Here is a 22705-nt window from a genome sequence, read left to right as displayed (position 1 = left end):
TCGTTAGCGGGCATCGCGCACCGCCAGCCCCAGCTGCCACACCGCCATGGCGTAGTGGTTGCTGTGGTTATAACGGGTAATGGCATAAAAGTTTGGCAGCCCATACCAGTACTGATAGCTGTTACCCATATCAAACCGCAGCAGGCTGACCTGCTGATTGCCGTCCAGTTTGATCTGCGGCTGGAAGCCGCCAGCGGCAAGCGATGCCACCGAGTAGCGGGTTTTAAAGCCGGTTTCCCAGGTGGTGGAGGGACCGGTTGCCGGTACGGCTACCGTGCCGTTTTTCTGCCAGCCGTGCTCGCTGAAATAGTGTGCCACGCTGCCAATCGCATCGACCGGATCCCACAGGTTAATATGCCCATCGCCATTAAAATCCACCGCGTAGCTTTTGAAGGATGAGGGCATAAACTGACCGTAGCCCATTGCACCCGCGTAGGAGCCGCGCAGATCCAGCGGATCGTCATTCTCTTCCCTCGCCATCAGCAGAAAGGTTTCCAGCTCGGCGCTGAAAAAGTCTGCACGGCGGGGATAGTTAAAGGCCAGCGTGGAGAGCGCATCAATAATCCGGGTTTTACCCATTACGCGGCCCCAGCGCGTTTCCACGCCGATAATGCCAACGATGATCTCCGGCGGCACGCCATACACCTTATACGCACGCTGTAGCGCATCCTGATACTGATTCCAGAAGGCCACGCCGTTTTGCACATTTGACGGTGTTATAAATTTGGCGCGATAGCGGATCCATGCGCCATTCGGACCGGTCGGTCCCTGAGAGATCGGGGCCTGACGATCCATCAGCCGTACCACCCAATCGAGGTTCTTTGCCTGCGCCAGCACGTCATGCAGCTGCTGACGCTGAAAGCCATGCTCACGCACCATTTTATCCACAAAGCGTTCGGCGGCGGGGTTATTGGCAAAATCGCCCCTCAGAGGATGATAGTCGTGGCTGGCGTCCAGCCGGAATCCCCCGCCGAAGGGATTGCCCTGCGGCTCGACGGCCTGTGGCTGTTTATGGCTGCTACAGGCGGAGAGTAAAACCAGTGCAGGCAGCAGTGAAAGCAGATAACGCATGAAATATCCCTGTCCAGAGTCGATGCGAAAAAGAGTTGTGAACAGGTTAGTTCATTGGTCCTAATGATGAAATGGGACGCGAAAATAATAGTGAGGTTATTTAGCCAATGCTGCTGCACGTTAACCCTGTTTCCAGGGCGAGCGCTGTTGCTACGTGATAATCCTCATTTCCCAGGCAGTAGAAAAGCAGGCTGCCCTGGGGCAGCCTGGGTGTGAAGATAATGCGGATGCCTGGTCTTAACGACGCCAGCCTCCGGCATTACACGACGTGGCCATGACGTTTAGCGACGATTACGTACCAGCTGGTAGCGACGGGTGAGATATTCCACCGGCGCGCTCCAGATGTGCACCAGACGGCAGAAGGGAAACAGCAGGAACAGCGTCATTCCCAGCACCATATGCAGCCGGAAAATCGGTGCCACGCCCTGTAAATGCTGCGACGCGCCGCCGTGAAAGCTCACCACCGCCTGCGCCCATGCCGCCAGCTTCATCATTTCGCTACCGTCCATATGCTGGGCGGAGAAGGGAATGGTCAGCAGCCCCAGAGCCGCCTGCACCACCAGCAGCGTCAGGATCAAAATATCGCCAACGCTGCTGGTGGCCCGTATGCGGGGATTAAACAGTCGGCGTTTAAGCAGCAGCGCGCCGCCTGCCAGCGTCAGCAAACCGCAGACGCCGCCAGCCACCATCGCCAGCTTTTGCTTAGCATCTACCGGCAAAAATGCCTGGTATACCCAGTGCGGCGTAAGCAGGCCAACAAAATGCCCCAGCAGGATGCCGATAATCCCAATATGGAACAGGTTTGAGGCCAGCCGCATGCCCTTTTTATCCAGCATCTGGCTGGAGCCTGCCCGCCAGCTGTACTGCCCGTAGTCGTAGCGCAGCCAGCTGCCCAGCAGAAATACCGTTCCTGCCAGCCAGGGATAAATATCAAAGAAGAAATGCGTTAAGAATTGCACGATGGGCCTCCCGTTGATCGCGCCGTGGCCTGCGCCACCTCCAGATACTTTGGTACAACCGCCCCAGCGAAGCGCTGCTGATGCCTGGCCTGCTGGGCCGATGCGCAGCCCTGTTCCCCGAGGAATTTCACCTGCTCCTCCTCCCAGACGGCGTCCAGCGCGGCGGGGGTATCGTCGCGGGCCTCTTTTATCACCTCCGGCAGCAGCGAACGGGCATCAAGATCGCTCTCGGATAGCATCAGCAGGGCCTCAAACAGCCGCGCATAGCCGCTTTCGCGCTGTTGCAGACGCGCCGCCAGCAGCGCCAGAATCGGTGCGATGTCCTGTAGCCCGCTTCGCGCCCGAAGCGCATCACCATTACTCAGATACTCCAGGTAAAGCGGCAGGAAGTCCGGCAGCTCTTTAGCATCAGGCTCCAGCCCGTCCTCACGGTACTGCGCCAGCAGATCGACCATCGCCTGCCCGCGGTCACGCGATTCCCCATGGACGTGCTCAAACAGCAGCAAAGATGTCGCGCGGCCGCGGTCAAACAGCGCGCAGTATTCAGCCTGCACATCCAGCAGCGGGCGCGCGCAGAGGTCGTGGATAAACGCCACCAGCCCGGCCGCATCGGGAAGCGTCAGGTCGCCAGCCGTATCCAGCGCCTCAGCCAGGCTATGCTGATGGTCAAACAGCGACTGGTCGGGATAATCCAGCAGGCGTGAGATGATGCGTAGCAGTATCACAGGCTACCCTCCCCGGGGGTGTGTCTGGCGGCGTGGGTGGCGTTCTCACTTACCGCGTTAACAGAAGTGGCGCGGGCGGCGTCCCCCTGCGGCACGCTCCTGCGGGTCACGTCAATGGCGTCAATGCGGCGGGTGTTAAACAGGTTGAATTTCCCTTCGCTGCCGTGGCAGCCGTCGCCAAAGCTGAAGCCGCAGCCTTTACTTTCTGCGAACGCATCGCGCGCCAGTTCCCGGTGGCTTGAGGGCACCACAAAGCGATCTTCATAATTTGCAATCGCCAGGTAGCGATACATCTCCTCCGCCTGCGCCCGGGTGAGTCCCACCTGCTCCAGCGCGCGGGTATCCAGCGTGCCCTCTACCGTTTCTGCACGTTTATAGTGCCGCATTGCCAGCAGCCGCTTCAGCGCCAGCAGCACTGGCGCGGTATCGCCCGCGGTGAGCAGATTAGCCAGATACTGCACGGGAATACGCAGGCTTTCGACGTCCGGCAGCACGCCCGTGTGCGCCAGCTCCCCGGCATCCGCTGCCGACTGAATTGGCGACAGCGGCGGTACGTACCACACCATCGGCAGCGTGCGGTATTCAGGATGCAGCGGCAGCGCCAGCTTCCACTCCATCGCCATTTTATACACCGGCGAACGCTGGGCGGCGTCAATCACGCTCTGCGGAATACCCTCTTCTAACGCGGCGGCGATCACCTCGGGATCGTTGGGATCGAGGAAGATATTCAGCTGGCGCTGATAGAGATCCTTGTCGTTCTCCACCGACGCCGCCTCCTCTATCCGATCGGCGTCATACAGCAGGACGCCGAGATAGCGAATACGCCCCACGCAGGTTTCGGAGCAGACCGTCGGCTGCCCCGCTTCAATACGGGGATAGCAGAAAATACACTTTTCCGACTTGCCGCTCTTCCAGTTGAAATAGATCTTTTTATAAGGGCAGCCGGTCAGGCACATACGCCAGCCGCGGCATTTGTCCTGATCGATAAGCACGATGCCATCCTCTGCGCGCTTGTAAATCGCCCCGCTCGGGCAGGTTGCCACGCAGGCGGGATTGAGGCAGTGCTCGCACAGGCGCGGCAGATACATCATAAAGGTGTGCTCAAACTGGCCGTAAATCGCTTTCTCCATGTTGTCGAAGTTTTTATCGGCCGAGCGTTTGGAAAACTCACCCCCGAGGATCTCCTCCCAGTTCGGCCCGTTTTCAATTTTTTTCATTCGCTGCCCGGTGATCAGCGAACGCGGGCGCGCAATCGGCTGGTGTTTGCCCGCCGGGGCGTTATGCAGCGTCTGGTAGTCGTAGTCAAAGGGTTCGTAATAATCATCCAGTCCGGGCAGATCGGGGTTAGCAAAGATTTTTGCCAGCACCCCAACACGGCTGCCCATACGCGGCTCGAGCCTGCCGCCAATCTTGCGGATCCAGCCCCCCTTCCACTTCTGCTGATCTTCCCAGGCGTGGGGATAACCCAGACCCGGCTTGCTCTCAACGTTGTTGAACCAGGCGTATTCCATCCCTTCCCGGCTGGTCCAGACGTTTTTGCAGGTGACCGAGCAGGTGTGACAGCCGATACATTTGTCCAGATTTAACACCATGCCGACCTGTGAGCGGATTTTCATGCTTTTTTCTCCTGCTGGCTGCCCTGACATTGATCGTTGCCCTCACCGTCCAGCCAGTTCACGTTGTTCATTTTTCTGATCACCACAAACTCATCGCGGTTGGATCCCACGGTGCCGTAATAGTTGAACCCGTAGGACTGCTGGGCGTAGCCGCCGATCATATGGGTCGGTTTCGGACAGGCGCGGGTCACCGAATTGTGGATGCCGCCGCGCTGGTGGGTTATCTCGGATCCGGGAATATTTACGATGCGTTCCTGCGCGTGGTACATCATGGTCATTCCGGCCGGTATACGCTGGCTGACCACGGCCCGGGCGGTCAGCGCGCCGTTCGCGTTAAAGGCTTCGATCCAGTCGTTGTCGACAATGCCCAGCGCCTGCGCATCCTCTTCGCTGATCCAGACAATCGGCCCGCCGCGCGACAGGGTCAGCATCAGCAGGTTATCGCTGTAGGTAGAGTGGATCCCCCACTTCTGATGCGGCGTCAGGAAGTTAAGCGCCCGCTCAGGATTGCCATTTGGCTTCTTATTCAGCAGCGGCGCGGCCGCTCGGGTATCAATGGGTGGGCGATAGACCAGCAGGCTTTCGCCGAAGGCGCGCATCCACTCGTGATCCTGATACAGCTGCTGGCGACCGCTCAGGGTGCGCCAGGGGATCAGCTCGTGCACGTTGGTATAACAGGCGCTGTAGGAGACGTGCTCATCCTCAAGCCCTGACCAGGTCGGACTGGAGATAATCTTGCGCGGCTGAGCCTGAAGATCGCGGAAGCGGATCTTCTCATCCTCTTTATTGAGCGCCAGATGCGTATGATCGCGCCCGGTGATGTTGCTGAGCGCCTGCCAGGCTTTCACCGCCACCTGGCCGTTGGTTTCCGGCGCCAGAGAGAGGATCACTTCAGCGGCATCAATCGCAGTGTCGATATTCGGCCTGCCCGCCGCCGGGCCATCGGCTTTGACGTAGTTAAGCTGTTTAAGGAAGTCGACCTCCGTCTGCGTATTCCAGCTGATGCCCTTTCCACCGTTACCCAGCTTGTCCAGCAGCGGGCCGAGCGCGGTAAAGCGTGCGTACGTCGCCGGATAATCGCGCTCGACCGCAATAATATGCGGGGCGGTCTTTCCGGGGATCAGATCACATTCGCCCTTTTTCCACTCTTTAACGCCCAGCGGCTGCGCCAGCTCCGCCGCTGAATCGTGCTGGACCGGCAGCGTAACAATATCGGTCTCCTGCCCCAGGTGACCAACGCAGATTTCCGAGAACGCCTTAGCGATACCTTTATAGATCTCCCAGTCGCTTTTCGATTCCCACGCCGGGTCAACGGCCGCCGAAAGTGGATGAATAAACGGATGCATATCCGAGGTGTTCATATCGTCTTTTTCATACCAGGTGGCGGTGGGCAATACGATATCGGAGTAGAGGCAGGTGCTGGACATGCGGAAATCCAGCGTCACCACCAGATCCAGCTTGCCTTCACCGCCGGTATCCTGCCACTCAACCTCTTCCGGCTTCACGCCACCCTGCTTACCCAGATCCTTACCCTGAATGCCATGTTCGGTGCCCAGCAGGTATTTCAGCATGTATTCATGCCCCTTGCCGGATGAGCCAAGCAGGTTGGAACGCCAGACAAACAGGTTGCGCGGGAAGTTTTGCGGATTATCCGGCTGCTCGGCGGCGAAGCGCAGGCTGCCCTGCTTCAGGCTCTCAACGGTGTAGTCGACCACCGTCTGTCCTGCCGCTTTTGCCCTGGCGGCAATATGCAGCGGGTTAACGTTAAGCTGCGGTGCGGATGGCAGCCAGCCCATGCGCTCTGAACGGACGTTGAAGTCAATCAGGCTGCCGCTGTAGCGGGATTTATCCGCCAGCGGCGACAGGAGTTCGTCGGGAGAAAGCGTCTCATAGCGCCACTGGCTGGCGTGGTTATAAAAGAACGAGGTGCTGTTCATATGGCGCGGTGGGCGCTGCCAGTCCAGCGCAAAGGCCAGCGGCGTCCAGCCGGTTTGCGGCCGCAGCTTTTCCTGGCCGACATAGTGCGCCCAGCCGCCGCCGCTCTGGCCCACGCAGCCGCAGAAAATCAGCATATTGATCAGCCCACGGTAATTCATGTCCATGTGATACCAGTGGTTCATTCCGGCACCGACGATGATCATTGAGCGGCCACGGGTTTTTTCGGCATTGTCGGCAAATTCGCGGGCGATGCGAATAATATTCTGCCGCGACACGCCGGTCACCTGCTCGGCCCAGGCCGGGGTGTAGGCCTTAAGGTCATCGTAGTCGCGGGCGCAGTTATCATCGTCCAGACCGCGATCCAGACCGTAGTTCGCCAGGGTCAAATCGTAAACGCTGGCCACCCGCGCGTCACTGCCGTCCGCCAGCCGTATACGCCTGACCGGCAGCCTGTGCAGCTGGATGGTTTCCAGCGCCACGCTGTTGAAGTTTTCGCTGACGATGCCGCCGAAATAGGGGAAACCGACCTCCACCACCTCATCATGGCTGCCCAGCAGGCTGAGCTGGAGTTCCACCTCCTGCTGGCAGGTCCCTTCTCGCGGCTCCAGGTTCCATTTACCCTTTTCACCCCAGCGGAAACCAATCGAACCCTGAGGCACCACCAGCTCACCATCCTGCTGATTGATAGCAATGGTTTTCCACTCGGGATTATTCTGCTGGCCCAGACCATCCACCAGGTCGCTGGCGCGCAGCTGGCGCCCCGCCGCATAGTGCCCGCCCTCGCGCGGCTCCAGCAGAACCAGCATCGGCATATCGGTATAGCGGCGTACGTAGTCGCGGAAATAGCTCACCTCACGGTCAAGGTGGAACTCTTTCAGCATGACATGGCCCATCGCCAGCGCCATCGCGCTGTCCGTCCCCTGCTTCGGATTGAGCCACTGATCGCACAGCTTGGCGACTTCGGCATAGTCCGGCGTCACCGCGACCGTTTTCGTGCCTTTGTAACGCACCTCCGTGAAGAAGTGCGCATCGGGCGTACGGGTTTGCGGCACATTAGAGCCCCAGGCAATGATATAGGATGCGTTGTACCAGTCGGCCGACTCCGGTACATCGGTCTGTTCGCCCCAGGTCATCGGCGACGCGGGCGGCAGATCGCAGTACCAGTCGTAGAAGCTTAAGCAGACGCCGCCAATCAGCGAGAGGTAGCGCGAACCGGCCGCATAGGAAACCATCGACATCGCCGGGATGGGTGAAAAGCCCATAATGCGATCCGGCCCGAAAGTTTTTGCCGTATAGACGTTTGACGCCGCTATCAGCTCATTCACCTCCTGCCAGCCTGAACGCACAAATCCGCCGCGCCCGCGCGCGGCTTTATAGCTTCGGGCTTTCTCCGGGTCGCTGACAATGCTGCCCCAGGCCAGTACCGGATCGCTGTGCCGGGCTTTTGCTTCACGCCATAGCGCAATCAGCGCTTTGCGCATCAGCGGATACTTCAGGCGATTGGCGCTGTAAAGATACCAGGAGTAGCTGGCGCCGCGCGGGCAGCCTCGCGGCTCATGATTAGGTAAGTCTGGCCGGGTGCGCGGGTAGTCAGTCTGCTGCGTTTCCCAGGTCACCAGACCATTTTTGACGAAAATTTTCCAGCTGCACGATCCGGTGCAGTTGACCCCGTGAGTGGAGCGAACCACCTTGTCATGCTGCCAGCGGCTGCGGTAACCCGCTTCCCAGTCGCGATTGGCATCGAGTGTCTGGCCATGGTTACCAGAAAACGGTTCCGCCCGTCTAAAGTAGCGGAATCTGTCCAGAAATTTGCTCATCCGGTATTCTCCTGAAGGCCTGGTGTTATCACAGGCTTCACAAAACGACATTGCGTAAACAGCGCATACGCGCGGTAAGGTGGCTCAGTCAGTCTGCTTTTTTACGGCCATACACCCACCAGGTGATCGCCACGCAGATCAGATAAAACGCCAGAAAAAGCTGCATGGCTCCGGCGGGCGTGCCGGTCATGCTTAGCGAGAGGCCAAAGGTCTGGGGAATAAAAAAGCCGCCCAGCGCACCAATCGCCGAAATAAAACCGAGCGCTGCGGAGGTCTCCGTCACCGCCTCCCGCTGGGCTTTTTCATCGCTGCCGCCGTCGCTTTTGATCCTCTCGTACGTCTGCCGACGAAAGATCGCCGCAATCATCTGGAACGTGGACCCGCTGCCCAGCCCGGCATTGATAAACAACACCATAAAGACGCCATAGAAAGCGATGAAGGAGCCTTGTCCTTCCCCCGGCAGCGTCAGGAACAGCAGTGCGGTAAACAGGGCCATAACGATAAAGTTAAGTAGCGTGACGCGCACGCCGCCAAAGCGGTCGGAGAGCATGCCGCCCACTGAACGCGCCAGCGCGCCGAGGAAGGGGCCGAAGAAGGCGTAGCGCAGGATCACCACCTCGGGAAACTGCGTTTTCGACAGCATCGCAAAGCCCGCGGAAAAGCCGATAAAAGAGCCGAAGGTGGCGAGATAAAGCACCGCCATAATCCACAGATGCGGCCGCCGCAGCACCGTTAACTGCTCGCGCAGCGAGGATTTTGCCGCGGCAAGATCGTTCATGCCAAACCAGGCGGCCAGCGTGGCGACGGCCAGCAACGGCACCCAAATCCACGCGGCGTTTTCCAGCCAAAGCGATTCACCGTCAACCTGTACGCCATCGCTCATCAGGCCAAAGATCGCGACGGATATCGCCAGCGGCGCAAAAAACTGCATCACGCTGACGCCAAGGTTGCCCAGACCACCGTTTATACCCAGCGCGCTCCCCTGTTTTTCCTTAGGGAAGAAAAAGCTAATATTCCCCATGCTGGAAGCAAAGTTCGCCCCGGCGAAACCGCACAGCAGCGCAATCACCACAAAAGTCGCAAACGAGGTACGGGGATCCTGTACGGCAAAGCCCAGCCACAGGCAGGGAACCAACAAAATCGCGGTGCTGAAAGCGGTCCATCGCCGTCCGCCGACCAGCGGGATAACAAATGAGTACGGCACGCGAAGCAGCGCGCCGGAGACGGCGGGCAGTGCGGTCAGTAAAAAAAGCTGTTCAGTAGAAAAGTGAAATCCGACCTTGTTCAGGTTGACCGCCACGGCGCTGAACAGCATCCAGACGCAGAATGAGAGCATCAGGCAGAAGACGGAGATCCACAGATTACGGCGGGCGATATGCCTGCCGTACTGCTGCCAGAAGGCAGGATCCTCCGGCTGCCACTGCTGCAGCACCGCACCACGCGGCTGCGGAATGAGGGAGTGTTCTTGTGACATCAGTTTCTCGCTGGCAGATAAAATTGACCCACATCCTGCTGATCCCCCCCTCTTATCAGGTTGATGTAAATCAACGGCCCGGCAGGTAAATTTTTCTCGTCAGGGTCTGCTAACCTCTTAAGGGGTATTGTTGATGTCGACATAACCACAGAATATTTATGGAAATAATGTCTTTATTTTTGTAATGCCTCCCAACACCTCCCCGCGATGGAAATTAATGCTTACCTCTTTGGTGGTATAGGGATAACAATAGCGATGGGTAAAATAGCGTCGACGACCGATTTTAGTGGCCGGAACGACCGGCCACGCGCTTATGGGATATATGCTGTGAAAGAAAAAGCCGCCACTCTGCTACTGATTGACGATCATCCCATGCTACGCAATGGCGTAAAGCAGCTGATTGGGCTGGACGATCGCCTGCTGGTGGTCGCTGAAGCCAGTAACGGGGAACAGGGCGTGGCACTGGCCGGGTTACATGACCCCGATCTGATCCTGCTCGATCTGAATATGCCCGGCATGAACGGGCTGAGTACGCTGGTGCAGCTGCGCACGCTGGAACTTACCGGCCGGATTGTGGTGTTTACCGTGTCCGATCACGAAGATGACGTGGTCAACGCTATCCGCGGCGGTGCCGATGGCTACCTGCTGAAGGATATGGAGCCAGAGGAGCTGCTAAAGTCGCTGCATCAGGCCGCTGCCGGGCAGATGGTATTAAGTGACGCGCTCACCAACGTGCTGGTGACCAGCCTGCGGGAAAACCGCCCGGAGGCGCGCGATATCAGCCAGCTTACCCGTCGCGAACGCGATATCCTGCGGCTGATTGCCCAGGGAATGACCAACAAGGCGATCGCCCGACGGCTCTGTATTACGGAAAGCACGGTGAAAGTTCACGTTAAACATCTGCTGAAAAAAATGCGCTTGAAATCGCGCGTGGAAGCCGCCGTCTGGGCTTTGCAAAGTGGGCATCAATAAGCATGAATGATTCACGAAAACCCTGGCCGCTGCGCAAGCGCCCGATGAAACTCAGCACGACCGTCTCGCTGATGCTCGGCACGGTGATTCTGGTGGTATTACTGAGCGTACACTGGCTTTACGTGGTGCAGATCAGCAATGTTACCCGCGAAGGGGTAAAAGATAAGGCGCTGGCCGTTGCCCGGACGCTGGCGGCGTCACCTGATATCCAGCGGGGGCTTACCCTGCCCCCCGACAGCAACATTATTCAGCCCATCGCGATGGCCGTGCAAAAAAACAACGGCCTGCTATTTGTGGTCGTGACCAATATGCAGGGGCGACGATATTCCCACCCTAATCCTCAGGCCATCAATCAGCACTTTATCGGTGACGATCTCAACGCGGCGCTCCAGGGGCATGAGAATATCGCCGTAAACAAGGGCATTCTGGATGAGGCGCTACGGGTCTTTACACCGGTGTATAATGCACAGCGCCAGCAAATCGGCGTGGTAGCGATTGGTATCTCCCTCAGCAGCGTGACGCAGCAGATTAACCATAGCCGCTGGGATATTCTCTGGACGGTACTGTTCGGCACGCTGGTCGGTGCAACGGGCGCGGTTTGTCTGGTCACGGTGTTAAAACGTCTGCTGTTTGGGCTGGAGCCTTACGAGATATCCGCGCTGTTTGAGCAGCGGCAGGCGATGCTGCAATCCATTCGGGAAGGGGTTATCGCGGTCGATGACCAGGCCCAGGTGACGCTGATAAACGAGGAGGCGCGCCAGCTCTGTATGGGCTCAACCGCCGCGGATGCGGGCAATATTATTGCTAATCTGCGCGACGTGTTACGCAACAATATTGCCCGGCAGGATGAAGAGATCCACGTTAATGGTCGTATCCTGCTCAGTAATACGGTGCCGGTACGCAGCAATGGTGCGGTACTGGGGGCGATTTGTACCTTCCGTGATAAAACTGAAGTCACCCAGCTGATGCAGCGGATGAGCGGCATGGTGAACTACGTCGACAACCTGCGGGCGCACTCTCATGAGTTTATGAACAAGCTGCATGTTATTCTGGGCCTGCTGCATATGAAGAGCTATACGCAGCTTGAGGATTACATTCTGAAAACGGCCAATAACTACCAGACGGAGATTGGTTCACTGCTGCTGCGGATCAAATCGCCGGTGGTCGCCGGTTTCCTGTTAAGCAAAATTAACCATGCATCGGACACCGGCCACCAGCTCACACTCAATGAAGACAGCTTTCTGCCCGAAAGCAGCAATGAAAAACAGGTTTCCACGCTGATTACCGTGTTGGGCAACCTGATAGAAAATGCCTTTGAGGCGATGAGCGGACAGCCCGAAGGCGAGGTGAACGTGCTGCTGCACTATCAAAATGGCTGGCTGGCCTGTGAGGTCAGCGATGACGGGCCGGGCATTCCGGCCGCGCACCTGGACGCGATTTTCGAGAAAGGTTTTTCAGCCAAAGGAGAGCGTCGCGGCATGGGGTTATTTCTTACCCGACAGCAGACGCTGAGCATTGGAGGCGAAATTATCGTAGAATCCGAACCCGGTGTTTACACCCAATTTTTAGTCCAACTGCCCTGGGATGGAGGAAACATACGCGCATGCTAAATGTGTTAGTCGTTGATGATGATGCGATGGTCGCAGAGCTAAACCGCTGCTACATCGGCCAGATCCCCGGTTTCACCTGCTGCGGCATTGCCTCCACGCTGAAACAGGCGAAGGAGATACTGCTGGACAGCACCCTGCCGGTGGACCTGATCCTGCTGGATATTTATATGCAGCAGGACAACGGTCTGGATCTGCTGCCGGAGCTGCGCCACGCAAAGCGCAGCATTGACGTCATTGTGATCTCTTCCGCCGCCGATGCCGACACCATCCAGCAGTCGCTGCACTATGGCGTCGTCGATTACCTGATTAAGCCGTTCCAGTTTTCACGTTTTGAAGAGTCGCTGACCGGATGGCGGCATAAAAAATCGCTCAAGGACAATCATCAATATTTCGAACAGGCCGACGTCGATGTGCTGCTGCACGGTAATCCTGCGGAGAATGGCGAAACGAACCGTCTTCCCAAAGGGTTAACGCCGCAAACCCTACGGACCCTGTGTCAGTGGATTGATGCGCACCCCGGCACCGAGTTTTCCACCGATGAGCTGGCCGCTGCGGTCAATATCTCCCGCGTATCCTGCCGGAAATACCTTATCTGGCTGGCTCAGCGGCATATTCTGTCAACCAACCTTCACTACGGTGCCACGGGCAGGCCGGTGTACCGCTACCGACTACAGGTCGAGCATCAGGCCCTGCTCAGGCAGTTCTGCCAGTAATATCACCCGCTTCTGACGTCAGGCCAGGCGATAGCTGTCGTCCAGCAGGGTAAAGGAGAACTGCCGCCGTGACGACAAGACAACCCGCCGATCGCGGGTCACAAACAGGGCTTCAATACCCGGTATGTCGGCAAGGTAAGCAAGGCTTTTCTCTACGCCCATGCCGTACAGCAGCGTGGTAAAAGTATCGCCATCGATCGAGTCATCAGCAATAACGGTGACGCTGAGCAGTTCGTTATCCAGCGGGTAGCCGGTATGAGGATCGAGGATATGGTGGTAGCGCTGCCCCTGAATTTCAAAGTAACGCTCATAAACGCCCGAGGTAACCACGGATTTACCGGTGACGTTAATCACGCCAATCAGCTCATCCGGCGCGCCGAAGGGTTTTTTCAGGCCAATTCCCCAGCTGCCGGGCGAACTGTGCGGAGTACCGCCCAGCGTCTGAACGTTGCCACCCAGATTGATTAACGCGTTTTCCACCCCTTCCTGCCGCAGCAAATCCCTTACCCGGTCAGCGATATACCCTTTGGCTATGGCGCCCAGGTCTATCTCCATTCCGCGTTTTTCCAGAAAGACCGAACGTAACTGCGGGTCCAGGATCACCTGCTGCGGCTGAGTCAGCGCCCGCAGAGCGTGGATCTCCTCCGCAGGCGGCACGCTGTCGCCGTTAAAGCCAATTCTCCAGCGCTTCACCAGCGGCCCAATAGCGAGATTAAAACAGCTGCCGGGCACCATGCTGACTTCTTTTGCCCGGGCAATGAGATCAAATACAGGCTGGCTAACCACCACAGGGTGGTCGCCCGCCGCATGGTTAATCGTCATCACCCCGGAATGCGCCCGATTTACCGTCAGCAGCGTTTCCAGCTGTTTAATCAGGCGAAAGACGCGCGCAGCCCGGCCTTCGTTATGTTCAAACAGCTTAAGCAGGATCGGTGAACCCATCAACACGGCGGAATAACCGTAAACCCGATCCTCTGCTGACATGATTTCTCTCCTCGCTGTTGGACGACGTCACTGCGCGTAATACCGTTCCACGCTGCTTACCACGTCTGCTTATTTACCTGGCTTCATCTGTAGCACTCCGCTGTTTAGCGGCGCGCCAGTGCTGCTGCATTACGCCCTGCCAGTATGCCAAAGATAATAATATCGGCTATCGCGTTGCCACCGATCCGGTTTGCACCGTGGATGCCGCCAACGACTTCACCGGCTGCCCAGGCCCCTTCAATCACCTCTTTCTGCGTATTCAGTACCGCCGTATCGCGATTGATGGTCACGCCGCCCATGGTGTGATGCACGCCGGGGGCAATGCGGATAGCGTAGAAAGGTCCCTGATTGAGCGGATGGCGCAGCGCGGTTTTACGACCAAAATCTTCGTCATTCTGCTGCTCAGCGAACAGGTTGTAGCGCTCCAGCGTGGCCAGCAGGGCATGGTGATCCATATTCAGCTTAACCGCCAGCGCATGAGGTGATGGAGCGCTAACCACAAATCCTTTGGCGATATACTCATCGGCGGCTTTATTGTTCATCCGCACCTGCTCGTCAAAGATAACCCAGGCACTTTTTTCCGGCAGGGCAATGATTTCCGCTGAGACTTTATCGCGGGTTTCCATCTCATTAAAGAAGCGCTTACCGGCCTGGCTGACCAGAATAGCACCGCCGCCGCGAATCGCTTCTGACACCAGATATGAGGTGGTTTGCTCGACGGTTGGGTGGATCTGAATTTCGCCCATATCGACGGTATCGGCACCGATCTGCTGCAACATGGCGATACCGCTGCCGGTCGCACCTTTATGGTTAGTGGTTACAAAGCCGTCCAGCTCGGGGCGATACTTCACCACCATCTCGCGATTGGCACTGAAGCCGCCGGTGGCCACAATCACGCTTTTCGCATTGAGGATGCGGCTGTCATTGTATTCGTCCACCACCTTAACGCCGGTTACGACGCCTTTTTCAACAAGGATTTCGGAGACGGACGTTTCCAGCAGCACCTCAATATTGCGCTTATTGATGTTTTTCACCAGGCCACTGATCAAAAAGCCCCCTACCGCAGAGCGATCCGCAGGGCGGTGGGTACGGTCAATGCTCATCCCGCCGGTGATGGTGATATCGTTTAATACGATATCCTTCGCGGCCAGCCACTCAATCGCCTCAGGTGCCAGCTCGACCAGTTCGCGCAGCAGCACCGGGTTGTTTTTGCATTTGCCGCCTTTTAGCGTCTCTTCAAAGAACAGCTCTTTACTGTCTTCGATACCTTTTAACTTCTGGAAGCGGGTTTCTGCCGCATTCATCCCGACCGAGGCTTTAATCGTGTTACCGCCAATCGTCGGCATTTTTTCGATGATCGCTACGCGGGCGCCTTCATCGCAGGCCTGAATAGCCGCCGCCAGGCCCGCGCCGCCGCTACCGATCACCACCACATCGTAATTCTGCGGTGCCTGAGGATTGCCGCCCTCTTCGATGACCTGTTCTTTACTTGAGGTGGCCAGCGCGCGGGAAACGGCTTTTTTCAGCGCTTCACTCTGCGTGGTCGCACCGGTAATGGCATCCACATGGGGACTGTTGGCGACCAGGATCCGTGAACGCAGGCTCTCAAAGGTGGTAGTGAAATCAACGTCCAGCGTGTCGTCCGGCACCAGCATAATATCGGTAATGCGGTCGGTATCCAGCATGACGTCAATTTTCAGCTTCAGGGCTTCGGCTTCCACTTTCTCCTGATAGACACCGGCTTTATATTTGCGCCCGGCGGTGCTCATATCGCGGATCATCGCGTCCACCAGCGAGAAGCGCCACAGCGGTTCAGGGATGTTCAGCGCTTCACGCCGGGTGCTGTCGATGAACAGCTCAAGATGGTCGTTGTTAATAATGCGGTCAGCCCAGTCGGGGTAAGCAATGCAGGCCTTACCAATCGCCACCAGGTCAAAACCCATCTCCAGGCCGCGCTCGGCGTCGGCCTTATTGACCACGCCACCGACGCCAATCACCGGAATTTTTGCCAGCGTCTCTGAGCGCATGGCGCGATACTTTTCAATCAGCGGCGTCGGATCCTCTCTGTCCACGATGGAGGAGCGCAGCAGCTGCCCGACGGAGAAATGCACGTAGTCCAGCCCGCGAGCAGCGAGTTTTTCCAGCAGGTACATCGTGTCATCAAAGCGAATGCCGGGCACCTCAAGCTCTTCGGGAGAGAAGCGATAACCGATAATAAAAGCGCTGTCAGCAAACCGCTCCGCCATTTTGTGCGTAATCTCAAGGACTTCAAGCGGGAAACGCGCGCGGTTATCCCGGCTTCCGCCCCATTTATCGTCGCGCTGGTTAGAGTTTGGTGAGTAAAACTGCTGAATCAGATAGGTATTGGCGCCGTGGATCTCCACGCCGTCGAAGCCGGCTTTAATGGCGCGGTTTACCGCATCACCGAATTTGGTGATCATCACCTCAACTTCTTCTCCGCTCAGCGCCTGCGGGGTGGTTGCGCCTTCGCGCGGAGCGGCAATGGCGCTGGGGGCGACCGGCGTTCTCCCGCCAATCAGTTCCGGCTCAACCATCCTGCCGCCGTGATAAATCTGCAAAATCGCCTTAGAGCCTTTGGACTTGATCGCATCCGCAATTTTCTTCAGGCCGGAGATTTTGTTGTCGCTGTCGATGGCAATCGCGCCCGGGAAAGCAGGACCTTTCGGGTCAATAAAGCAGCATTCAACAATGACGGTACCGATGCTGCCGGCACGATCGCGGTAGTACTCCACCAGCTCACTGGTGACCGTACCATCATAAAAACCGGTGCAGGTGGTCATTGGCGCCATCAGTAGACGGTTTTTAAGTACGGCACCGTTTGGCAGAGTCAGGGGATTCAGGATTGGGGTGAGTGTATTCATGGTGTTCAACTCCAAAATTTAAAAGTCTTTAATTCTGTCGCGGACGCATTACATTAGTTTTAATTAAGTGGTCCGATGTCATGCTTTTAATATACCGATTTCTTTACTTTAAAAAGATCTAATTTTAGTTATAAAACTTTTAAATAAACTCAGGCTTTTTATTTATTAATAATGATAATAGCCGTCAATCCAATTGTTAATTATCCGTTGATAAAAATCAACACTTCGTTTACAATAAAAATAAAGTTCATATCAATCAGGTAATTATGATGTATTTACATGAAATAAAAAGAGATTACCGTTGTCACAACCGTGCACAAACAGGTAATTACGACGGGTTTAAACCCCCTTTAACCTTAGGGTTTATTGAAAAATAAAGCGATGCTGAAATATTTATTGATCCAGATCAAAATTTATATTCCGAATAATCGCATTATATTCATATTCACTTAATTAAGACGGATAAAAGTGAAAAAAAAGGGAAAAACACCATTTAGATGTCACGGCTCAACCGTTAAAAAAAAGGTTTTTAAACTAAAAAAAGCAAATATCTGGGCCGGGGCGTAAAACGCATTCTTAATAACTTGCAGAAAACTACTATGAAACAAACATCCGCAATGAGTGAATCGGCGAAAGCCGTTCCTGCCTCTCCAGGGCAAAAAAAACGTCTGATCATGCTGTTCCTGCCGGTGCTGGTGGCCGTGCTGCTGCTACTTGTTCCGGTCCCGGATGGCCTCGAACCCTACGCGTGGCACTTCTTTGCCATCTTCGTAGGCGTGATTGTCGGCCTGATCTTTGAACCCCTGCCGGGTGCCGTGATTGGCCTCACCGGCGTGGTGGTCATCGCCCTCTTCAGTCAGTGGGTGTTGTTCAGCCCGGCGGAAATGGCCAGTCCCAAATTTAAAATGGCGAGTGAGTCGTTTAAATGGGCGGTCAGCGGGTTTGGCAACTCCACGGTGTGGCTCATCTTCGGGGCCTTTATGTTTGCCGCCGGGTATGACAAAACGCAGTTTGGCCGTCGTCTGGCGCTGATTCTGGTGAAATACCTCGGGCGTCGCAGCCTGACGCTGGGCTACGCCATTACCTTTGCCGACCTGCTGCTGGCTCCCTTTACCCCGTCTAACACCGCGCGCAGCGGCGGGACTATCTACCCCATTATTGCCAACCTGCCGCCACTGTATGATTCCAAACCTAACGATCCCAGCGCGCGTAAAATTGGCTCCTATCTGATGTGGGTCGCCATCACCGCGGCCTGTATTACCAGCTCAATGTTCCTGTCGGCGCTGGCCCCCAACCTGCTGGCGCTGGCGCTGGTGAAAAGCGTTATCGGCTTCGATATCTCCTGGGGGATGTGGTTCCTGGCCTTCCTGCCGCTGGGTCTGCTGCTGATCCTCACCATGCCGCTGCTGGCCTACTGGCTCTATCCGCCAGAAGTGAAGTTCAATGATGAAGTCCCACGCTGGGCCAGCCGTGAGCTGGAAAAACTGGGCAGGCTGACCCGTAATGAAATTCTGCTGCTGGGGTTCGTGGTCTGTGCCCTGCTGATGTGGATTTTCGCCACCGCCTGGATTGAGCCCGCTATGGCCGCCCTGCTGGTGATTGTGCTGATGCTGTGGACCGGCGTACTGAACTGGAACGATATCACCAGCAATAAGGCGGCATGGAATACCTTCGCCTGGTTTGCCACCCTGGTTGCGCTGGCGGATGGTCTGGCCCGCGTCGGCTTTATTGCCTGGCTGGGCAAAGAGGGCGCCACCCTGCTGCACGGCTACGATCCACAGGTCTCTGCGGTGGTGCTGCTGATTGCTTTCTTCCTGCTGCACTACCTGTTTGCCAGTACCACCGCGCATACCACCGCGCTGCTGCCAGCCATGCTGACCATTGCCGCCTCCATACCGGGCATTAATATGCCGGTATTCTGCCTGATGATGTGTACGTCTCTGGGTCTGATGGGGATAATCACACCGTACGGCACCGGCCCAAGCCCGATTTACTACGGCAGTGGTTATCTGCCAACCAAAGACTACTGGCGGTTAGGAACCATCTTCGGTGCCATTTTCCTCTGTGCCCTGATGCTGATTGCCTATCCGTGGATGGTGATGATGTTCTGATCCGGTAGCCTGCGCTAAAGCATGTACTCTGCCTCGCGCTGTCGAACCATCCCCCAGACCTGCCCGTCAGCCCTTACGGCTGACGGGCCAGGATAAAAATAAAATGTCGCCAGTGATGCTGTCCCTGCCAGCAGATTGCGCCAGGGGCAACACGTCATTAAGTGAGAAAAACAATGTCGAATAAAACGTTCACCTATCAGAACCCCTTCCCTCTTGCCCACGAGGATACCGACTACTATCTGCTAACCCGCGACCATGTTTCCGTCACCTCTTTCGAGGGACAGGAAGTATTGAAAGTTGATCCGCAGGCGCTAACGCTGCTGGCCCAGCAGACTTTCCACGATGCCTCCTTTATGCTCCGTCCCGCGCACCAGCGCCAGGTGGCGGCGATACTCGATGACCCTGAGGCCAGCGAAAATGATAAATACGTCGCGCTACAGTTTCTGAGAAACTCGGAAATTGCCGCCAGGGGTATCCTGCCCACCTGTCAGGATACCGGCACCGCGATCATTATGGGTAAAAAAGGCCAGCGCGTCTGGACCGGCGGCGGGGATGAAGCCGCCCTTTCGCGCGGCGTGTATAACACCTATATCGAAGACAACCTGCGCTATTCGCAAAACGCCGCGCTGGATATGTATAACGAGGTCAATACCGGTACTAACCTGCCGGCTCAGATCGATCTCTACAGCGTCGATGGCGATGAATACAAGTTCCTGTGCATCGCGAAAGGCGGTGGCTCGGCGAATAAAACCTATCTCTATCAGGAAACCAAAGCGCTGCTTAGTCCCGGAAAGCTGAAAAGCTACCTGACCGAGAAGATGCGCTCGCTGGGCACCGCAGCCTGCCCGCCATACCATATTGCCTTTGTCATTGGCGGCACCTCGGCGGAGAGTACGCTGAAAACGGTGAAGCTGGCCTCCACTCACTACTACGATGGCCTGCCGCTGGAAGGCAATGAGCACGGCCAGGCGTTCCGCGACGTGCAGCTTGAACAGGAACTGCTGCTGGAAGCACAAAAGCTGGGACTGGGCGCGCAGTTTGGCGGCAAATATTTTGCCCATGACATCCGCGTCATTCGCCTGCCGCGCCACGGTGCCTCCTGCCCGGTTGGCATGGGCGTTTCCTGCTCCGCCGACCGCAATATCAAGGCCAAAATCAACCGCGACGGCATCTGGATTGAAAAGCTGGAAGATAATCCGGGCCGCTACATTCCTGCCGCGCTGCGTCAGCAGGGTGAGGGCGATGTCGTACAGGTTGATCTCAACCGCCCGATGGCCGCGATCCTCGACCAGCTGTCGCAGTATCCCGTCTCTACCCGCCTTTCGCTGAGCGGCACCATCATTGTGGCGCGTGACATCGCGCATGCGAAGCTGAAAGAGCGCATTGATAACGGTGAGGGGCTGCCGCAGTACGTTAAGGATCATCCGATCTACTACGCGGGCCCGGCAAAAACACCTGAAGGTTATGCATCTGGCTCGCTCGGCCCAACCACGGCGGGGCGTATGGATTCCTACGTTGACCTGCTACAGGCCAACGGCGGCAGTAAGATTATGCTGGCGAAGGGCAACCGCAGCCAGCAGGTAACGGATGCCTGCCACAAGCACGGCGGCTTTTACCTGGGCAGCATCGGCGGACCGGCCGCCGTACTGGCGCAGCAGAGTATCAAAAGCCTGGAGTGCGTGGAGTATCCCGAACTGGGAATGGAGGCTATCTGGAAGATTGAAGTTGAGAACTTCCCGGCCTTTATTCTGGTGGACGATAAGGGCAATGACTTCTTCGCGCAAATCCAGCACAAGCAGTGTGCCCAGTGCGTGAAGTAATCCGGACGCCATCACTGCTCTGTGCTCAGCGCGTGAAGTGAGCTGGCTGCCAGCACTGCTCTGTGATCAGCGCGTGAAGTAAGCTGGCTGCCAGCACTGCTCTATGCTCAACGCGTGAAGTAAGCTGGCTGCCACTGCTCTGCGTCCCAGGCGGGCTATGCGACGCAGCGTAAGCAGTAAGCAGTAAGCCGAGGGCGCGCCAGTGTTGGTGCGCCCTCGGCTTATCTGCAGTACGCTACTGGCCTTGCTACTGGCCTAGATCGCGCAGCTTTTTACCTGCCATCAGATTCTTTTCAATATGCTCAAGCGTTTTGTTTTTCGTCTCCGGCACCAGGAACACGGTGATAACGATAAACGCCAGATTAAAGCCGGTATACAGCCAGAAGGTCCCCGCCGCGCCGATACTGCCCAGCAGCGTCAGGAAGGTCGCGCCGATCAGCATATTTGCCACCCAGTTGGTGGTGGTTGAACAGGTTATGCCAAAGTCACGACACTTCAGCGGCTGGATCTCCGAGCAAAGTATCCATACTACCGGCGCGGCACTCATGGCATAGCCACCAATACAGAGCATGGTCATCCCGACGGATACCCATGAAAGTCCGGTAGAGATCTCCCCTTCCCCCGCTTTAAGCAGACAATATCCCAGGATCAGCGTGGCAAATGCCATTACCGAAAACCCTATTTTCAGAATCGGCTTTCTGCCTGCCTTGTCTACGGTGAACACCGCGATAAAGGTCGCAAACATAAAGGTCAGCCCAACGACCACCGTGGCAATCATCTGTTCCTGGGTACTTTGGAAACCCGCCATTTTAAAAATCTGCGGCGCGTAATACATGATGATATTCATGCCCGTAAACTGCTGCATTCCCTGTAACAGCATGCCAAGGAAAACGGCACGTCTTACGTTGCGGTTCTGCCTGAACAGCGAGAATCCGCCCTGCTTCATGCGCAGGCTTTCCCTGATCTCATTCAGTTCCTGACGGGCCTTCTCGGAGGTATCCCTCAGCATGCGCAGCACTTCTTCCGCTTCAATGTGCATGCCTTTTGCCGCCAGCCAGCGCGGGCTGTTAGGCAGAAAAATCACCAGGATGAAAAGGATAACGGCGGGTATGGCCAGCACACCCAACATCGCCCGCCAGTTACCGCTGTAGCTCAGCGCGGTATCGGACAGGAAAGCCAGTACGATGCCCACCGTTATCATTAGCTGATACATGCTGATCATTTTGCCACGGATATTTTCGGTGGCCATTTCAGACAGGTATAGCGGCGCGGTGTAGGAGGCAATCCCGACCGCCACCCCCAGCAATACGCGAAAAACCAGCAGAATTTCTAAATTGACCGCAAAGGCAGACCCCAGCGACCCCGCGATAAATAGCACCGCAGCGGACATCAGACTGTATTTCCTGCCCAGGCGGTGTGAAACCCAACCGTTGCAAAGCGCGCCGACAGCCGCACCCAGCATCATACTGCTTACCACCCACTCCTGCTGGTGGCTATCCAGCGTGAAGTGTTGCGTAATAAAAGGCAGCGCCCCGGAAATCACGCCAATATCCAGACCAAATAGCAGACCGGCAAAAGCGGCCGATATGGAGATAAAAGCATTCATGCGCCGCACTTTACGTTTGCGATCGTCTACAGGAATCACATCATCGTTTACAAGAGACATCTTCAGGCTCCGCTTCTCAGGCATCTGTAGCCGCAAAGCATACAAAACTGCCGCCTCGCGGTATTAGGCCGAACGCTCCCAAAGCATGGACAATCTGGCTAAGGAGCTCACAATTGTGATGGGGATCCCGTCTGTGCGGGTTTAGACGGCCAGGACGCATTCATCCTCGCTTGAGGTCGGGCAGTTTAACGTTGATGACAACGTTGTCAGGTACCCGACAGTCTGCTTATCTGCCTGGCTCTGCCCGTATCGCTGTAGCGGCAATGAATACCCGGTCTTAAATAAGCATTCATTTTCAAAAAGACAGTTTAAAAAGACACAACGTCTACCCTGTTTAAATCCAGATT

The 22705-nt window shown here is 56.4% G+C and carries 14 protein-coding genes; 5 read left to right on the top strand and 9 right to left on the bottom strand.

Going from position 1 to position 22705, the window contains the following annotated elements:
• Positions 1–3 precede the first annotated feature (3 nt).
• The 6 genes from mltB to AC4PCC_RS04205 all read right to left on the bottom strand — a co-directional run bounded on the left by mltB (position 4) and on the right by AC4PCC_RS04205 (position 9600).
• Entirely contained in the window at positions 4–1071 is a 1068-nt protein-coding gene (gene mltB, locus AC4PCC_RS04230; RefSeq protein ID WP_492126513.1) for a lytic murein transglycosylase B, read from the bottom strand.
• Positions 1072–1352: 281 nt separating this feature from the next.
• Complete coding sequence (narI, locus tag AC4PCC_RS04225; protein WP_067707797.1) at positions 1353–2030, bottom strand: respiratory nitrate reductase subunit gamma; 678 nt, start codon at positions 2028–2030, stop codon at positions 1353–1355.
• The gene (gene narJ / locus AC4PCC_RS04220; RefSeq protein ID WP_492126512.1) at positions 2018–2755 is read right to left on the bottom strand and encodes a nitrate reductase molybdenum cofactor assembly chaperone; all 738 of its coding nucleotides are present in this window, start codon (positions 2753–2755) and stop codon (positions 2018–2020) included. Before narJ ends, narI begins: the two co-directional genes overlap by 13 nt.
• Positions 2752–4371, bottom strand: a complete 1620-nt coding sequence (gene narH / locus AC4PCC_RS04215; RefSeq protein ID WP_492126511.1) for a nitrate reductase subunit beta — start codon at positions 4369–4371, stop codon at positions 2752–2754. Before narH ends, narJ begins: the two co-directional genes overlap by 4 nt.
• Positions 4368–8126, bottom strand: a complete 3759-nt coding sequence (locus AC4PCC_RS04210; RefSeq protein WP_492126510.1) for a nitrate reductase subunit alpha — start codon at positions 8124–8126, stop codon at positions 4368–4370. The genes narH and AC4PCC_RS04210 overlap by 4 nt, the downstream gene beginning before the upstream one ends.
• An 88-nt stretch (positions 8127–8214) precedes the next feature.
• On the bottom strand, positions 8215–9600 hold the full coding sequence (locus tag AC4PCC_RS04205; protein WP_492126509.1) for a NarK family nitrate/nitrite MFS transporter: 1386 nt from the start codon (positions 9598–9600) through the stop codon (positions 8215–8217).
• Positions 9601–9972: 372 nt separating this feature from the next.
• Between AC4PCC_RS04205 and narL the strand changes: the two genes are divergently transcribed.
• The 3 genes from narL to dcuR are packed head-to-tail and all read left to right on the top strand — an operon-like array spanning position 9973 to position 12895.
• Entirely contained in the window at positions 9973–10572 is a 600-nt protein-coding gene (narL, locus tag AC4PCC_RS04200; protein WP_067707909.1) for a two-component system response regulator NarL, read from the top strand.
• 2 nt (positions 10573–10574) lie between these two features.
• Positions 10575–12182: a sensor histidine kinase gene (locus tag AC4PCC_RS04195; RefSeq protein WP_492126508.1), complete on the top strand. Its 1608-nt coding sequence runs from the start codon at positions 10575–10577 to the stop codon at positions 12180–12182.
• The gene (gene dcuR, locus AC4PCC_RS04190) at positions 12176–12895 is read left to right on the top strand and encodes a two-component system response regulator DcuR (protein ID WP_067707782.1); all 720 of its coding nucleotides are present in this window, start codon (positions 12176–12178) and stop codon (positions 12893–12895) included. Before AC4PCC_RS04195 ends, dcuR begins: the two co-directional genes overlap by 7 nt.
• An 18-nt stretch (positions 12896–12913) precedes the next feature.
• Here the strand turns inward: dcuR and AC4PCC_RS04185 are convergent, their stop codons facing one another.
• Together AC4PCC_RS04185 and AC4PCC_RS04180 are read right to left on the bottom strand one after the other, a co-directional pair.
• A complete protein-coding gene (locus AC4PCC_RS04185; RefSeq protein WP_492126507.1) occupies positions 12914–13879 on the bottom strand; it encodes an FAD:protein FMN transferase in 966 nt (321 codons plus the stop codon).
• A 104-nt stretch (positions 13880–13983) separates the two neighbouring features.
• Positions 13984–16761: a flavocytochrome c gene (locus AC4PCC_RS04180; protein WP_492126506.1), complete on the bottom strand. Its 2778-nt coding sequence runs from the start codon at positions 16759–16761 to the stop codon at positions 13984–13986.
• Positions 16762–17360: 599 nt separating this feature from the next.
• On the opposite strand from AC4PCC_RS04180, the gene AC4PCC_RS04175 reads away from it, so the two are divergent.
• Both AC4PCC_RS04175 and fumA read left to right on the top strand, forming a co-directional pair.
• Complete coding sequence (locus AC4PCC_RS04175; protein ID WP_067707772.1) at positions 17361–18872, top strand: DASS family sodium-coupled anion symporter; 1512 nt, start codon at positions 17361–17363, stop codon at positions 18870–18872.
• A gap of 173 nt (positions 18873–19045) precedes the next feature.
• On the top strand, positions 19046–20692 hold the full coding sequence (gene fumA / locus AC4PCC_RS04170) for a class I fumarate hydratase FumA (RefSeq protein WP_492126505.1): 1647 nt from the start codon (positions 19046–19048) through the stop codon (positions 20690–20692).
• Positions 20693–20939: 247 nt separating this feature from the next.
• Here the strand turns inward: fumA and AC4PCC_RS04165 are convergent, their stop codons facing one another.
• The gene (locus AC4PCC_RS04165; protein WP_492126504.1) at positions 20940–22358 is read right to left on the bottom strand and encodes a sugar porter family MFS transporter; all 1419 of its coding nucleotides are present in this window, start codon (positions 22356–22358) and stop codon (positions 20940–20942) included.
• Between the last annotated feature and the right edge of the window lie 347 nt (positions 22359–22705).

The organism is Erwinia sp. L03-1 (assembly GCF_058686115.1).
Note: the sequence above shows the minus strand (reverse complement) of the source record. Positions and strands in the feature narration are given on the sequence as shown.

Coding starts and splice junctions, on each gene's coding strand:
- mltB (WP_492126513.1), bottom strand. CDS start 1,071: ATGCGTTATCTGCTTTCACTGCTGCCTGCACTGGTTTTACTCTCCGCC.
- narH (WP_492126511.1), bottom strand. CDS start 4,371: ATGAAAATCCGCTCACAGGTCGGCATGGTGTTAAATCTGGACAAATGT.
- AC4PCC_RS04210 (WP_492126510.1), bottom strand. CDS start 8,126: ATGAGCAAATTTCTGGACAGATTCCGCTACTTTAGACGGGCGGAACCG.
- AC4PCC_RS04205 (WP_492126509.1), bottom strand. CDS start 9,600: ATGTCACAAGAACACTCCCTCATTCCGCAGCCGCGTGGTGCGGTGCTG.
- narL (WP_067707909.1), top strand. CDS start 9,973: ATGCTACGCAATGGCGTAAAGCAGCTGATTGGGCTGGACGATCGCCTG.
- AC4PCC_RS04195 (WP_492126508.1), top strand. CDS start 10,575: ATGAATGATTCACGAAAACCCTGGCCGCTGCGCAAGCGCCCGATGAAA.
- dcuR (WP_067707782.1), top strand. CDS start 12,176: ATGCTAAATGTGTTAGTCGTTGATGATGATGCGATGGTCGCAGAGCTA.
- AC4PCC_RS04185 (WP_492126507.1), bottom strand. CDS start 13,879: ATGTCAGCAGAGGATCGGGTTTACGGTTATTCCGCCGTGTTGATGGGT.
- AC4PCC_RS04180 (WP_492126506.1), bottom strand. CDS start 16,761: ATGAATACACTCACCCCAATCCTGAATCCCCTGACTCTGCCAAACGGT.
- AC4PCC_RS04175 (WP_067707772.1), top strand. CDS start 17,361: ATGAAACAAACATCCGCAATGAGTGAATCGGCGAAAGCCGTTCCTGCC.
- fumA (WP_492126505.1), top strand. CDS start 19,046: ATGTCGAATAAAACGTTCACCTATCAGAACCCCTTCCCTCTTGCCCAC.
- AC4PCC_RS04165 (WP_492126504.1), bottom strand. CDS start 22,358: ATGTCTCTTGTAAACGATGATGTGATTCCTGTAGACGATCGCAAACGT.